We start from the raw sequence: 13,404 nt of genomic DNA, 5'->3' as shown, positions 1-13,404 counted from the left end.
GGAGCATCGAAGGGCTTCACCAGCCATTCAGTAACTCTGAGTGGCGGTTGACGGGATTAGTTCCGAAGAAGTTCCAAATCCATTGGAAATAAGCCCAAGCATTTTTCGACATAATGATGCTCCGTGTTTTTCTGCCGCGGCACTATGCCGCAGCAGAAAACGCCTGTTCAGACGGCTCAGTGAGCCTCATCCCAGTTATTCCCGACCCCAACCTCCACCAGAAGCGGCACGTCCAGCTTCGCCGCATCGCTCATGTGGATACGAATTTCTTCGCGAACCTTCTCCACCAGATCCTCACGCACCTCGAGCACCAATTCATCGTGCACCTGCAGGATGACTTTGGCGTCGAGCCCTGAGGAGGTCAGCCAGTTATCCACGGCCACCATGGCTTTCTTGATGATGTCCGCCGCGGTGCCTTGCATCGGGGCGTTGATCGCTGTGCGCTCGGCACCTTTGCGCAGGGCCGGGTTTTTCGCGTTGATTTCCGGCAGGTACAAGCGACGACCGAAGATCGTTTCCACGAAACCTTGCTCGGCCGCCTGGGCGCGCGTGCGCTCCATGTATTGCAGCACGCCCGGGTAGCGGGCGAAATAACGGTCGATGTAGGCCTGAGACTGTTTGCGATCCACACCGATCTGCTTGGCCAGGCCAAACGCGCTCATGCCGTAGATCAAGCCGAAGTTGATCGCCTTGGCACTGCGGCGCTGATCGGTGGTGACGTCGGCCAGTTCCACGCCAAAAACTTCAGCGGCGGTGGCTTTGTGCACGTCCAGATCATTGCGGAACGCATGCAGCAAACCTTCGTCCTTGGCCAAGTGGGCCATGATCCGCAGTTCGATCTGCGAGTAGTCCGCCGCCAGCAGTTTGTAGCCTGTGGGGGCAACAAAGGCCTGACGGATCCGTCGGCCTTCGGCGGTGCGGATCGGAATGTTCTGCAGGTTTGGATCGCTGGACGACAAACGCCCGGTCGCTGCGACAGCCTGATGATAAGAAGTGTGAATCCGTCCGGTGCGCGGGTTGATCTGCTCCGGCAGCCGGTCGGTGTAGGTGCTTTTCAGTTTGCTCATCGAGCGGTACTGCATCAGCACTTTAGGCAGCGGGAAATCCTGCTCGGCCAGTTCCGCCAGTACGGCTTCGGCGGTGGAAGCCTGGCCCTTGGCGGTTTTGCTGAGCACCGGCAGACCGAGTTTTTCGTACAGGATCACGCCCAATTGCTTGGGTGAGCCGAGGTTGAATTCTTCGCCAGCGATGGCGAACGCCTCACGCTCGAGCGCGACCATCTTCTCGCCCAGTTCCACGCTCTGAATGCCCAGCAGGTTGGCGTCGACCAACGCGCCCTGGCGTTCGATCCGCGCCAGCACAGGCACCAGCGGCATTTCGATTTCGCTCAGGACTTTGCTCAGGCTCGGGATGGCCTTGAGCTTTTCCTGCAGCGTTTGGTGCAGGCGCAGGGTCACGTCAGCGTCTTCGGCGGCATAAGGCCCGGCCAGCTCCAGAGAGATCTGGTCAAAGGTCAGCTGCTTGGCGCCTTTGCCGGCGATGTCCTGGAAGCTGGTGGTGGTGTGATTCAGGTACTTGAGCGCCAGGCTGTCCATGTCGTGACGGGTCGCGGTGGAGTCGAGCACGTAGGATTCGAGCATGGTGTCGAAAGCGATGCCCTGCACGGTGATGCCGCAGCTCTGATCACCGCCGATGGCGCAGTTGGCCAGGATGTTCATGTCGAACTTGGCGTGCTGGCCAACCTTGAGTTTGTTCGGGTCTTCCAGAATCGGTTTCAGTGCGCGAAGCACGGTGTCACGGTCCAACTGATCCGGCACGCCCATGTAGGAATGGGTCAGCGGGATGTAGGCTGCTTCGTTGGCTTGTACAGCGAAAGACAGGCCGACCAGTTGCGCCTGCTGCGCATCGATGCCGGTGGTTTCGGTATCGAAGGCGATCAGCTTGGCGTCGTTGAGCTTCTTCAGCCACAGGTCGAAATCAACTTGGGTGAGGATCGTCGTGTATTTCAGTTCTGTCTCTGCGGCAACTTCTTCAACCACCGGAGCGGTCACTTCCTGGCCTGAGCGCTTGGCGTCGCGCTGGTTGTCTTCGAACCAGCTCTTGAACTCCAACAGGGTGTACAACTCAGCGAGCTTGTCGTGGTCCGGCTTGCCCATTTGCAAGTCGTCGAGGCCGATGTCCAGTGGAACGTCGATCTTGATGGTCGCCAGTTGATAGGAGAGGAACGCCATCTCCTTGTGCTCTTCAAGTTTGGCCGGCAGGGTTTTCGCGCCGCGAATCGGCAGGGTCGGGACGATGTCGAGCTGAGCATACAGCTCGGTCAAACCGCCATTCACGCCCACCAACAGGCCGGAAGCGGTCTTCGGGCCAATACCCGGAACGCCCGGGATGTTGTCGGAAGAGTCGCCCATGAGGGCCAGATAATCGATGATCTGCTCGGGAGCGACGCCGAATTTCTCCTTCACGCCCTCCACGTCCATGCTGCTACCGGTCATGGTATTGACCAAGGTAATGTGGCCGTCGACCAGTTGTGCCATGTCCTTGTCGCCGGTGGAGATGATCACCGGGCGATCCGCCGCCGCGCTGCTGCGGGCCAGGGTGCCGATCACGTCATCGGCCTCGACGCCTTCGACGCACAGCAGCGGGAAGCCCAAAGCGATCACGCTCTGGTGCAGCGGCTCGATTTGCACGCGCATGTCGTCGGGCATGCTTGGGCGATTGGCCTTGTACTCGGCGTACATGTCATCGCGAAATGTCCCGCCCTTGGCGTCGAACACCACGGCGAACGGACTGTCCGGGTACTGCTTGCGCAGACTCTTGAGCATGTTCAATACGCCCTTGACCGCACCGGTCGGCAGGCCTTTGGACGTGGTCAGCGGTGGCAGCGCGTGAAAGGCGCGGTACAGGTAAGAAGAACCGTCCACCAGGACGAGGGGGGCTTGGCTCATGAGCAGGATCAACCTTTTCGGCGGGTCCGGCGCTAGAATAGCGGGACCGTTGACGACAAAGGGACAAGGTTATCATGCGCACACTAAATCGCCTGTTGCTGGCTGGCTTGTTTGCAACTGTTCCATTGGCCGTCATGGCGGCGGACGATGTTTCGAAGTCTGAGCCAGAAGTTACGATCCGCACGGAAGGGGACAAGGTCATCCAGGAGTACCGTCAAAACGGTTTCCTGTATGCGATCAAGGTCACGCCGAAGGGCGCACCTCCGTACTTTCTGGTGCGCGCAGACGGGACGGACGCAAACTTCATCCGCTCGGATCAGCCGGATATGCTGATTCCGGCGTGGAAAATTTTTGAGTGGAAGTAGTTTCTTAATTTCAATCGGCGCCGGCTCACGAGCGGCGCCCGTACTGGCAGTTTAAACATGTCTGTGTTCACCCCCCTGGCTCGGCCCGAGCTGGAAGCTTTTCTCGCCCCTTATGGCCTCGGCCGCCTGCTTGATTTCCAGGGGATTGCTGCCGGTAGCGAAAATACCAATTTCTTCATCAGCCTGGAGCAGGGCGAATTCGTCCTGACCCTGGTCGAGCGCGGCCCGGTCGATGAAATGCCGTTCTTCATTGAACTGCTCGACGTCCTGCACGAGGCCGATTTGCCGGTGCCTTACGCGCTACGCACCACCGACGGCGTTGCCCTGCGCGAACTGGCCGGCAAGCCTGCACTGCTGCAGCCACGACTGGCCGGCAAGCACATCAAGCAGGCCAACGCGCAGCATTGCGCGCAGGTCGGCGAGTTGCTTGCACACCTGCACCTGGCGACCCAAGCCAACATGATCAAGCGCAAAACCGATCGTGGTCTGGACTGGATGCTGGAGGAGGGCACGCAATTTCTCTCCCACCTGAACGCCGAACAAAGCGATCTGCTGAAACGGGCGCTGGATGAAATCGCCGAACAGAAGGCAAAAATCCTGGCATTGCCGCGGGCCAATATCCACGCCGACCTGTTCCGCGATAACGCGATGTTCGAAGGCACTCACCTGACCGGGTTGATCGACTTCTACAACGCCTGCTCGGGGCCGATGCTCTACGACGTGGCGATTGCCTTGAACGACTGGTGTTCGGACGACGACGGCTTGATCGACGGGCCGCGGGCGCGGGCATTGCTGGGGGCGTATGCGGCGTTGCGTCCGTTCACGGCGGCTGAAGCCGAGCTGTGGCCGACGATGCTGCGCGTGGCGTGTGTGCGGTTTTGGTTATCGCGGTTGATCGCGGCGGAATCGTTCGCCGGGCAGGACGTGTTGATTCACGACCCGATGGAGTTTCAGCTGCGGTTGGCGCAGCGGCAGAAGGTCAGCACACCGCTGCCGTTTGCCCTTTAAAAGCTTCGCGAGCAGGCTCGCTCCCACAGTTGACCGATGTGAGCACAGATTTTGTGTCCACTAAAGATCCCATGTGGGAGCGAGCCTGCTCGCGAATGAGGCGAAGCCGAACAAGCTTTTAAAGCGACTCCAGACACCCCGCCAAATCATTCCCCAGCTTCTCCAGCACCTGCTCATACCCTTGAGCAGTCGCTGGCGTGTACCCGCCCAATGCATCCAGTTCCGCCAGTTTCACCGGCAAACCCGCAACCAGCGTCTCCGCCAGGCGCGGCCGCAATGGTGGCTCGCTGAACACGCAAGTCTTGCCGACTTCCTGCAACCGGGCGCGCATCGCCGCAACGTGTTGGGCACCCGGCTGGACTTCGGCCGCGACGCTGAATACGCCCGTGTGTTTCAGGCCATACGCATCTTCAAAGTAGTCGAACGCTTCGTGGAACACGAAATACGGCTTGCCCGCGATCCCGGCGAGCCGTGCCTTCAAGCGCAGGTCCAGCGCATCCAGTCGCTCGTCGAACGCCTTGAGGTTGCTCTGATAGCGCGCTGCATTGGCGGGATCGGCGGCACTCAGGTCCGCTGCCATTTTGCTGGCGATCACCCGGGCATTCACCGGTGACAACCACAAATGCGCGTCCAGGCTGCCTGGGCGGTGATCGTGGTCATGCTCATCGGCTTCTTCCGCATGGGAGTGACTGTCTTCGGCGAAGCGACGCAGTTTCAGCCCCGGCAAATCCTGCACCGCAACGCTCGGCAGCGTACGACCATTCAGTACGCGCGGCAGGAAACCTTCCATGTCCGGCCCGATCCAGTACAGCAGATCGACCGATTGCACCTTCCGTACGTCGGAAGGGCGCAAGGCATAGTTATGCGGCGAAGCCCCCGGCGGCAGCAACACTTCCGGAATCGCCACGCCGTCCTGCACCGCAGCGGCAATCAACTGCAGGGGCTTGATGCTGGTGAGGACTTTAACCTCAGCCTGGGCCGATCCGATCAGCAGAAAACTGGCGACAAATGCGACAAAGATAGAAAAAAGTCGGGACACGATGACCACTCGAGGAGGCGAGAACGGGTAATATAATAACGTCTCTCACAAAATTCGTCGCCGCTCATGCCTAAAACACCGATTGCCAGCCGTCCCCACGACCACTCTCATTGCGTGCATAGCGCTCTGTCTGAGGCCGATGTCCTGTGCGCACGTCAGGGGCTGCGCCTGACCGCTTTGCGCCGGCGGGTGCTGGAACTCGTGTGGCAAAGCCACAAGCCGCTGGGTGCCTACGACATTCTCGCGGTGCTCAGTGAACAGGATGGCCGTCGCGCCGCGCCGCCAACCGTATACCGCGCGCTGGATTTCCTCCTGGAAAACGGCCTCGTGCACCGCATCTCCTCGCTGAACGCCTTCGTCGGCTGTAACCATCCGGGGCACGCCCACCAGGGGCAGTTCCTGATTTGCCGCGAATGCCATGCCGCCATCGAGCTCGAACAGAAGTCCATCAGCGATGCCATCGTTGGCAGCGCCAAGGATGTTGGATTTATCGTCGAGGGCCAGACCGTTGAAGTGGTCGGTCTCTGCTCGGGCTGCCAGGGGGCTTGATGAGCAACGCGCTGATCCGCCTCGAGCAGGTTGCCGTCACGTTTGCCGGGCAATCGGTGCTGGATAACATCGAACTGAGTGTCGAGCCGGGGCAGATCGTCACCCTGATCGGCCCTAACGGCGCCGGCAAGACCACGCTGGTGCGCGCGGTGCTTGGGCTGTTGAAGCCGGACAGCGGCACGGTGTGGCGCAAGCCGAAACTGCGCGTGGGTTACATGCCGCAAAAACTTCACGTCGATCCGACGCTGCCGCTCTCGGTGCTGCGCTTCTTGCGGCTGGTGCCGGGCGTGGACCGTGCCATGGCGCTGTCCGCGCTCAAGGAAGTCGGCGCCGAACAGGTGATCGACAGCCCGGTGCAAAGTGTTTCCGGCGGTGAAATGCAGCGTGTATTACTGGCCCGGGCGCTACTGCGCGAGCCGGAACTGCTGGTGCTCGACGAGCCGGTGCAAGGCGTCGACGTCGCCGGACAGGCCGAGCTCTATAGCCTGATCACACGGCTGCGCGACCGTCACGGCTGCGGCGTGTTGATGGTGTCCCACGATTTGCATTTGGTGATGAGCACCACCGACCAGGTGGTTTGCCTCAATCGCCACGTTTGCTGTTCCGGCCATCCTGAGCAAGTCAGCGGCGATCCGGCCTTCGTCGAGCTGTTCGGCAAGAACGCCCAAAGCCTGGCGATTTATCACCACCACCACGACCACGCGCATGACCTGCATGGCTCGGTCGTCACGGCGGCGCAACCCCACGTTCATGGAGATAGCTGCAAGCATGGCTGATTTTCTGCTCTACGCCCTGCTTGCAGGTTTGGCTTTGGCGCTGGTGGCGGGCCCATTGGGTTCGTTCGTGGTCTGGCGGCGCATGGCTTATTTCGGCGACACCTTGTCGCACGCGGCTTTGCTCGGCGTAGCACTCGGGTTCTTGCTGGATGTCAGCCCGACCGTCGCCGTCACCGTAGGCTGCTTGCTGTTGGCGGTGCTGCTGGTGACCTTGCAACAGCGCCAGCCGCTGGCGTCTGACACCCTTTTGGGAATTCTCGCACCGAGCACGCTCTCTCTGGGCCTGGTGGTACTAAGCTTCATGCACGAAGTGCGGATCGACCTGATGGCGTATCTGTTCGGCGACTTGCTGGCGATCAGCCCGACCGACCTGGCCTGGATCCTCGGCGGCAGCGCGGCGGTACTGGCGTTGCTGGTGACGTTGTGGCGGCCGTTGCTGGCCATCACCGTGCATGAAGAGTTGGCCAAGGTCGAAGGGTTGCCGGTGGCGTCGTTGCGCCTGGCGCTGATGCTGCTGATCGCCGTGGTGATCGCGGTGGCGATGAAAATCGTCGGCGTTTTGCTGATTACCTCGCTGTTGATCATCCCCGCGGCTGCGGCACAACGTCACGCCCGGTCACCGGAACAGATGGCACTGGGCGCGAGCCTGCTGGGCATGCTCGCGGTCTGTGGCGGGCTGGCACTGTCGTGGTTCAAGGACACACCGGCGGGCCCCTCGATTGTTGTGACGGCGGCCGCACTGTTTCTGCTGAGTTTTGTCCTGCCCCGTCGAGGGGTGTAGACTTGCTCGTTTTTTGCGCAAATAGAGAGTCGCAGGAATGAAGCCGTTCGCCTCACGTTATCTGCTCCTTGTCGCATTTTCCTTGCTGCTGGGCGCCTGCCAAAGCACGCCACCGGCGGCCACCGAGGCCACGGACGCGCGAGCTACGGCCATCGCACAGCTGGAACAAAGCCTCGCCAGCAACGAGTTGGCCACCGCCGAAGATCAACTGGCCGCCTTGCAGGCCCAGTCCCCCAACGATCAATCCCTTGAGCAATACCAACGGCAACTGGCCGAGGCCTATCTACGCCGTAGCCAGATCGTCCTGCAAAAAGGTGATGTGAACGCCGCCGCCACTGCGCTGGCCCGCGCCCGGGTCCTGATGCCCAAGGCTCCGGCGCTTACCGGTGGGGTGAATAACGCCATCGTCACGGCCCGCAAAGCCGAGCTGGATAAAGCGGAAGCCGATCTGAAAGCCGCTGAAGCCAAACCCCAGGCGAAGGTGATTGATCCCACGGCTGAAAGCACTACGGTCGCGTTGAATCTCAACGATATGGCGAAACTTCGTCGTCAACTGGATGCCATCGCCGCCGATGTGGTGAATTATCAGTGCGACGTGAGCATTCAGGCGCCACGCACTGATGACTATCCTTGGCTGGCCACGTTGCTGACCAAGCGAGTGAAGAAACTCGATCCGGACTTCGATCTGAAGCTGGAAAAACAGATCCTGCGCAACATTCCGGCGCAGATGGTCTTGAGTCCGCGCAAACCGTAAAAGCTTCGTCGGAACGCCGCCCGGAGCAGGCTCGCTCCCACAGGGTTATGTGATTGACACAAATCCCATGTGGGAGCGAGCCTGCTCGCGAAAGCGTCCTAACTGTCCATACAGATCCTAAGCCGGAATCGCCTTGGCCTTAGCCTCCCGATCCCAAACCCGATGCTGTCCGATCGCCGCAAAAAACGGCTTGATCAACTTCACATCCGCCCCAACGATCAACCCCGCATCAGCCTCCAGCTTCAACACATCCAGCAACTGCTTCGCCTCGCCATGCAGCGCAATCGCCTTCAAGTGCTTGTACGCCTCCAGCAGGTAATGCAACGCGACGCCATCACCGCTCAACGCCTTGATCGATGCCGCGCCACCCGGCACAAACACCGCATCGAACGCCACCGAAGGCAAACCTTCCATCGACGCATCCACCGGCAACGTTTTGCCATCGGCGGTTTTCACCGGTGCGGATGTCGGCCCCAGCAATTTGGCGTGCGCGCCTTCGGCCTGCAGCGCCTTCTTCATCGCATCAATCGCGGCACCATCGACTCCGTTGGCCGCAAGAATCGCCACTTTGCGCGTTTTGATATTGCCCGGCAGCAAATTGGCCTGACTCAGGGCCGGTGAGCGGTCCAGAGATGTTTTTGGCACCTCCACCGTCCCGGCTTTCGGCGCTGGCAAGCCAAGGTTGGCGGCCACACGCTTGGCCAATTCCAGATCGATGTTGGCCAGGATCTCGTTCACCTCCCGCGCCCGAATGCTCTCGCGTTCAACTTTGCCGAGTTCGAAGCTATACGCCGCGATGATGTGTTCCTGCTCGTGCTTGCTCATGCTGTGGAAGAACAGCCGCGCCTGGGAGAAGTGGTCGCTGAACGATTCGCTGCGCTGCCGGATTTTGTTGGCGTCGATGCGCTCCGGATAACTCTCGAAACCGCCATCCTGCGCGGCGGGCGGAGTTTCTTTCGGCCAGCCGCCGTCGATGGAATTCGGTTCGTAAGCTGCGCGACCCTTGTCGATGGTGGTGCGGTGCATCGCATCGCGCTGACCGTTATGGAACGGCGCCACCGGCCGGTTGATCGGGATCTCATGAAAGTTCGGCCCGCCGAGTCGGCTGATTTGCGTATCGGTGTAGGAAAACAGCCGGCCTTGCAGCAACGGATCGTTGGAGAAATCGATCCCCGGCACGATATGGCCCGGGCAAAACGCGACCTGCTCGGTTTCGGCGAAGAAGTTGTCCGGGTTGCGGTTGAGCACCATTTTGCCCAATGGAGTGATGGGCACGGTTTCTTCAGGAATCAGCTTGGTGGGGTCGAGGATGTCGAAATCGAAATCGTGCTCGTTTTCTTCTTCGATGACCTGCACACCCAGCTCCCACTCGGGGTAGTCGCCCATCTCGATGGCTTCCCAGAGATCGCGCCGGTGGAAGTCGGTGTCTTTGCCGGCCAGCTTCTGCGCCTCATCCCACACCAACGAACACGTGCCCGCAGTGGGGCGCCAGTGGAATTTGACGAAGCGCGATTTGCCTTCGGCGTTGATCAGCCGAAACGTGTGCACACCGAAACCCTGCATGCTGCGCAGGCTTTTCGGGATGGCTCGGTCGGACATGGCCCAGATCACCATGTGCGCCGATTCCGGCACCAGTGAGACGAAGTCCCAGAAGGTGTCGTGAGCCGAACCGCCGGTGGGGATTTCGTTATGCGGCTCCGGTTTCACCGCGTGGACGAAGTCCGGAAACTTGATTGCGTCCTGAATGAAGAACACTGGCATGTTGTTGCCCACCAGATCGAAGTTGCCTTCGTCGGTGAAGAACTTCACGGCGAAACCTCGTACGTCCCGCACGGTATCGCCTGACCCGCGTGGGCCTTGTACCGTGGAGAAACGCGTGAAGACTGGCGTCTTTTTACCCGGATCCTGCAGGAAACCGGCCTTGGTCAGCGCGGAATGGTTTTCGTATGTCTGGAAGTAACCGTGTGCGCCGGTCCCGCGGGCGTGGACGATGCGTTCCGGGATGCGCTCATGGTCAAAGTGCGTGATTTTCTCACGCATGATGAAGTCTTCCAGCAGCGAAGGCCCGCGGGCGCCGACTTTCAGGGTGTTCTGATTGTCCGACACCTTCACGCCCTGGTTGGTGCGCAGGGCCTGTTCGGTGGCGTCGGAGCGAAATTTTTCCAGGCTGTCGAGCTTGGTATTGGTGTTGCCGCGGTCCAGGGTGTCGGTACCGGCCAATGCGCTTTTGCCGGGGGCAGGCTTCTTGTTACTCATCAGTCTAAACTCCTCGTTGCGATTCCCGCCGTAGCCAGGATTCTTGTGCATTCCCCAGGCACGGCACCGGGGGCGTTTTCGAGTTGCCTTATTAGTGACTGACGGCGTTTTTAGCCGTTCCTTTTTTATGACCTTTGATCGCGTTATTGCCAAATCGAAGGTTGAATGCGGAATAAATGCTAATAACCTCTATACGGACAGGCTAAAATGCGCGCCCGGCTAACCGCTGATCCTTTTCTAACGCGCCCCACAAGGTTCGCTACGTGATCGAGTTTCAAAACGTCCATAAAACCTACCGCGTCGCCGGTAAGGATATTCCCGCCCTGCATCCGACCAGTCTGACGATTGAGAACGGTCAGGTCTTCGGCCTGATCGGCCATTCCGGCGCGGGAAAAAGTACCCTGCTGCGTCTGATCAATCGCCTGGAGAATTCCAGCGGCGGCAAGATCTTCGTCGACGGCGAAGAAGTCACTGCGCTGGACGCCAACAGCCTGCGACGCTTCCGTCAGCAAGTCGGGATGATCTTCCAGCACTTCAACCTGCTGGCGTCCAAGACTGTGGCTGACAACGTCGCGTTGCCACTGACCCTGGCCGGCGAGCTGTCGCGCAGCGAGATCGACCTGCGCGTGGCCGAGTTGCTGGCGCGGGTGGGTTTGTCCGACCACGCCAAGAAATACCCGGCGCAGTTGTCCGGTGGCCAGAAACAGCGCGTCGGCATTGCCCGCGCCCTGGCGACCAAGCCGAAAATCCTGCTGTGCGACGAAGCCACCAGCGCCCTCGACCCACAGACCACGGCGTCGGTCCTGCAATTGCTGGCCGAGATCAACCGCGAGCTGAAGCTGACCATCGTCCTGATCACCCACGAGATGGACGTGATCCGCCGCGTTTGCGATCAGGTCGCGGTGATGGACGCCGGTGTGATCGTCGAGCAAGGGTCGGTGGCCGAGGTGTTCCTGCATCCCAAGCACCCGACCACCAAGCGCTTTGTGCAGGAAGACGAGCAGATCGACGAAAGCGAGCAGCGCGATGACTTCGCGCACGTGCCGGGTCGCATCGTGCGTCTGACCTTCCAGGGCGAAGCGACCTACGCGCCGTTGCTCGGTACCGTCGCCCGGGAAACCGGTGTGGACTACAGCATCCTGGCCGGTCGTATCGACCGCATCAAAGACGTCCCTTACGGGCAACTCACGCTGGCCGTCACCGGTGGCGACATGGACGCGGCATTTGCCCGTTTCACCGCGGCTGACGTCCACATGGAGGTGCTGCGCTAATGGAAGCCCTGACTGCTTTCTTTGCCAATATCGACTGGTTCGAAATCTGGCTGGCCACCGGCGACACGCTGCTGATGCTCGGTGGTTCGTTGTTGTTCACCGTGTTGCTCGGCTTGCCGCTGGGCGTGTTGCTGTTCCTGTGCAGCCCGCGTCAGTTGCTGGAAGCCAAAGGCGTCTACGCGATGCTGTCGCTGGTGGTGAACATCCTGCGTTCGCTGCCTTTCATCATTCTGTTGATCGTGATGATTCCGTTCACCGTGCTGATCACCGGTACGTCGCTGGGTGTCGCCGGTGCGATCCCGCCGCTGGTGGTGGGTGCCACGCCGTTCTTTGCGCGACTGGTGGAAACCGCGTTGCGTGAAGTGGATCGCGGCATTATCGAAGCGACCCAGGCCATGGGTGCGACGACGCGTCAGATCATCACCAATGCCTTGCTGCCAGAAGCCCGTCCGGGCATTTTCGCGGCGATTACGGTGACGGCGATTACACTGGTGTCCTACACGGCCATGGCCGGTGTGGTCGGCGCTGGTGGTCTGGGTGACCTGGCGATCCGCTTCGGCTACCAGCGTTTCCAGACCGATGTGATGGTGGTGACGGTGGTGTTGCTGCTGGTGCTGGTTCAGGTGCTGCAAACCGTTGGCGACAAATTGGTTGTGCATTTTTCCAGAAAATAAACAGTTCTCGTAAATAAGTCATGAGCCGGCCATTCGCTGGCAGGCGCCAAACGGGCGCCTTATATGGAGTTAGCTGAATGAAGAAACTACTCGTCGCGTTCGCTGCCGTTGCTGCCGTTGCAGCCTTTTCCGCCCATGCCGACACCCTGACCGTCGCGGCGACTCCGGTCCCGCACGCAGAAATCCTCGAATTCGTGAAGCCAGCCCTGGCCAAAGAAGGCGTGGACCTGAAGGTCAAAGTCTTCACCGACTACATTCAGCCGAACGTGCAGGTGGCGGAAAAACGCCTGGACGCCAACTTCTTCCAGCACCAGCCGTACCTCGATGAATTCAACAAGGCCAAGGGCACCAACCTGGTCGCCGTTGCCGGTGTGCACCTGGAACCGCTGGGCGCTTACTCCAGCAAGTACAAGGCTCTGACCGAGTTGCCGGGCGGTGCCAACGTGGTGATCCCGAACGACGCCACCAACGGCGGCCGTGCGCTGTTGCTGCTGGCGAAGGCTGGCCTGATCAAGTTGAAGGATTCGAACAACATCCTGTCGACCGTGAAGGACATCACCGAGAACTCCAAGGACCTGAAATTCCGTGAACTGGAAGCCGCGACCATCCCGCGCGTGCTGACCCAGGTCGACCTGGCGCTGATCAACACCAACTACGCGCTGGAAGCCAAGCTTGATCCGTCCAAGGACGCACTGGTCATCGAAGGCAATGACTCGCCGTACGTGAACATCCTGGTGGCTCGTCCGGACGACAAGGACAGCGACGCTATGAAGAAACTGGTTGCTGCGCTGCACAGCCCGGAAGTCAAAGCCTTCATTCTCGAGAAGTACAAAGGCGCGGTATTGCCGGCGTTCTGATTTGAAGCTTCAACAAAAAATGGGGCGCATTGAATGCGCCCCATTTTTTAGGTTCTTCACGGATTACCGGGAAAGACGCTCTTGATCTTCATGAAAAAGAATTCGCTATCCCGGTAACCGTACGCC

Annotated in this window: 12 protein-coding genes; 9 read left to right on the top strand and 3 right to left on the bottom strand. The window is 60.1% G+C overall.

Features of this window, described 5'->3' with window-relative positions:
* Positions 1-176 precede the first annotated feature (176 nt).
* Positions 177-2,948 (bottom strand): DNA polymerase I, encoded by a 2,772-nt coding sequence (gene polA / locus AC07N8_RS10860; protein ID WP_493143683.1) that lies wholly within the window; start codon positions 2,946-2,948, stop codon positions 177-179.
* Between the two features lie 74 nt (positions 2,949-3,022).
* Between polA and AC07N8_RS10855 the strand changes: the two genes are divergently transcribed.
* Together AC07N8_RS10855 and AC07N8_RS10850 are read left to right on the top strand one after the other, a co-directional pair.
* Positions 3,023-3,313: a DUF2782 domain-containing protein gene (locus AC07N8_RS10855; RefSeq protein ID WP_483841499.1), complete on the top strand. Its 291-nt coding sequence runs from the start codon at positions 3,023-3,025 to the stop codon at positions 3,311-3,313.
* Between the two features lie 57 nt (positions 3,314-3,370).
* Positions 3,371-4,321, top strand: coding sequence for a homoserine kinase (locus tag AC07N8_RS10850; protein WP_027926148.1), 951 nt, complete (start codon positions 3,371-3,373; stop codon positions 4,319-4,321).
* Positions 4,322-4,439: 118 nt separating this feature from the next.
* Here the strand turns inward: AC07N8_RS10850 and AC07N8_RS10845 are convergent, their stop codons facing one another.
* The gene (locus AC07N8_RS10845; RefSeq protein ID WP_493143686.1) at positions 4,440-5,360 is read right to left on the bottom strand and encodes a zinc ABC transporter substrate-binding protein; all 921 of its coding nucleotides are present in this window, start codon (positions 5,358-5,360) and stop codon (positions 4,440-4,442) included.
* Between the two features lie 66 nt (positions 5,361-5,426).
* Here AC07N8_RS10845 and zur point away from each other — a divergent pair, with 66 nt between their 5' ends.
* The 4 genes from zur to AC07N8_RS10825 are packed head-to-tail and all read left to right on the top strand — an operon-like array spanning position 5,427 to position 8,220.
* The gene (gene zur / locus AC07N8_RS10840; protein ID WP_140665426.1) at positions 5,427-5,909 is read left to right on the top strand and encodes a zinc uptake transcriptional repressor Zur; all 483 of its coding nucleotides are present in this window, start codon (positions 5,427-5,429) and stop codon (positions 5,907-5,909) included.
* A complete protein-coding gene (znuC, locus tag AC07N8_RS10835) occupies positions 5,909-6,685 on the top strand; it encodes a zinc ABC transporter ATP-binding protein ZnuC (protein ID WP_027926145.1) in 777 nt (258 codons plus the stop codon). Before zur ends, znuC begins: the two co-directional genes overlap by 1 nt.
* Positions 6,678-7,466 (top strand): zinc ABC transporter permease subunit ZnuB, encoded by a 789-nt coding sequence (znuB, locus tag AC07N8_RS10830; protein WP_027926144.1) that lies wholly within the window; start codon positions 6,678-6,680, stop codon positions 7,464-7,466. The genes znuC and znuB overlap by 8 nt, the downstream gene beginning before the upstream one ends.
* 37 nt (positions 7,467-7,503) lie before the next feature.
* Positions 7,504-8,220: a PA5502 family lipoprotein gene (locus AC07N8_RS10825; protein WP_483841497.1), complete on the top strand. Its 717-nt coding sequence runs from the start codon at positions 7,504-7,506 to the stop codon at positions 8,218-8,220.
* 117 nt (positions 8,221-8,337) lie between these two features.
* Here the strand turns inward: AC07N8_RS10825 and katE are convergent, their stop codons facing one another.
* Positions 8,338-10,527: a catalase HPII gene (katE, locus tag AC07N8_RS10820; protein WP_493143689.1), complete on the bottom strand. Its 2,190-nt coding sequence runs from the start codon at positions 10,525-10,527 to the stop codon at positions 8,338-8,340.
* Between the two features lie 212 nt (positions 10,528-10,739).
* On the opposite strand from katE, the gene AC07N8_RS10815 reads away from it, so the two are divergent.
* From AC07N8_RS10815 to AC07N8_RS10805, 3 genes are all read left to right on the top strand, one after another.
* Complete coding sequence (locus AC07N8_RS10815) at positions 10,740-11,747, top strand: methionine ABC transporter ATP-binding protein (RefSeq protein WP_493143691.1); 1,008 nt, start codon at positions 10,740-10,742, stop codon at positions 11,745-11,747.
* Positions 11,747-12,421 carry a methionine ABC transporter permease gene (locus AC07N8_RS10810; RefSeq protein ID WP_027926140.1) on the top strand — a complete coding sequence of 225 codons (675 nt, stop codon included), beginning with the start codon at positions 11,747-11,749 and terminating at the stop codon, positions 12,419-12,421. The genes AC07N8_RS10815 and AC07N8_RS10810 overlap by 1 nt, the downstream gene beginning before the upstream one ends.
* 77 nt (positions 12,422-12,498) lie before the next feature.
* A complete protein-coding gene (locus AC07N8_RS10805; RefSeq protein ID WP_493143694.1) occupies positions 12,499-13,278 on the top strand; it encodes a MetQ/NlpA family ABC transporter substrate-binding protein in 780 nt (259 codons plus the stop codon).
* The last annotated feature ends 126 nt before the right edge of the window (positions 13,279-13,404 follow it).

It is taken from the genome of Pseudomonas sp. GW821-FHT10C09 (assembly GCF_059415465.1).
Note: the sequence above shows the minus strand (reverse complement) of the source record. Positions and strands in the feature narration are given on the sequence as shown.

What these genes read in the sequence shown, in the direction of transcription:
- polA (WP_493143683.1), bottom strand. Translation starts at nt 2,948, where the DNA reads ATGAGCCAAGCCCCCCTCGTCCTGGTGGACGGTTCTTCTTACCTGTAC.
- AC07N8_RS10855 (WP_483841499.1), top strand. Translation starts at nt 3,023, where the DNA reads ATGCGCACACTAAATCGCCTGTTGCTGGCTGGCTTGTTTGCAACTGTT.
- AC07N8_RS10850 (WP_027926148.1), top strand. Translation starts at nt 3,371, where the DNA reads ATGTCTGTGTTCACCCCCCTGGCTCGGCCCGAGCTGGAAGCTTTTCTC.
- zur (WP_140665426.1), top strand. Translation starts at nt 5,427, where the DNA reads ATGCCTAAAACACCGATTGCCAGCCGTCCCCACGACCACTCTCATTGC.
- znuC (WP_027926145.1), top strand. Translation starts at nt 5,909, where the DNA reads ATGAGCAACGCGCTGATCCGCCTCGAGCAGGTTGCCGTCACGTTTGCC.
- znuB (WP_027926144.1), top strand. Translation starts at nt 6,678, where the DNA reads ATGGCTGATTTTCTGCTCTACGCCCTGCTTGCAGGTTTGGCTTTGGCG.
- AC07N8_RS10825 (WP_483841497.1), top strand. Translation starts at nt 7,504, where the DNA reads ATGAAGCCGTTCGCCTCACGTTATCTGCTCCTTGTCGCATTTTCCTTG.
- katE (WP_493143689.1), bottom strand. Translation starts at nt 10,527, where the DNA reads ATGCACAAGAATCCTGGCTACGGCGGGAATCGCAACGAGGAGTTTAGA.
- AC07N8_RS10810 (WP_027926140.1), top strand. Translation starts at nt 11,747, where the DNA reads ATGGAAGCCCTGACTGCTTTCTTTGCCAATATCGACTGGTTCGAAATC.
- AC07N8_RS10805 (WP_493143694.1), top strand. Translation starts at nt 12,499, where the DNA reads ATGAAGAAACTACTCGTCGCGTTCGCTGCCGTTGCTGCCGTTGCAGCC.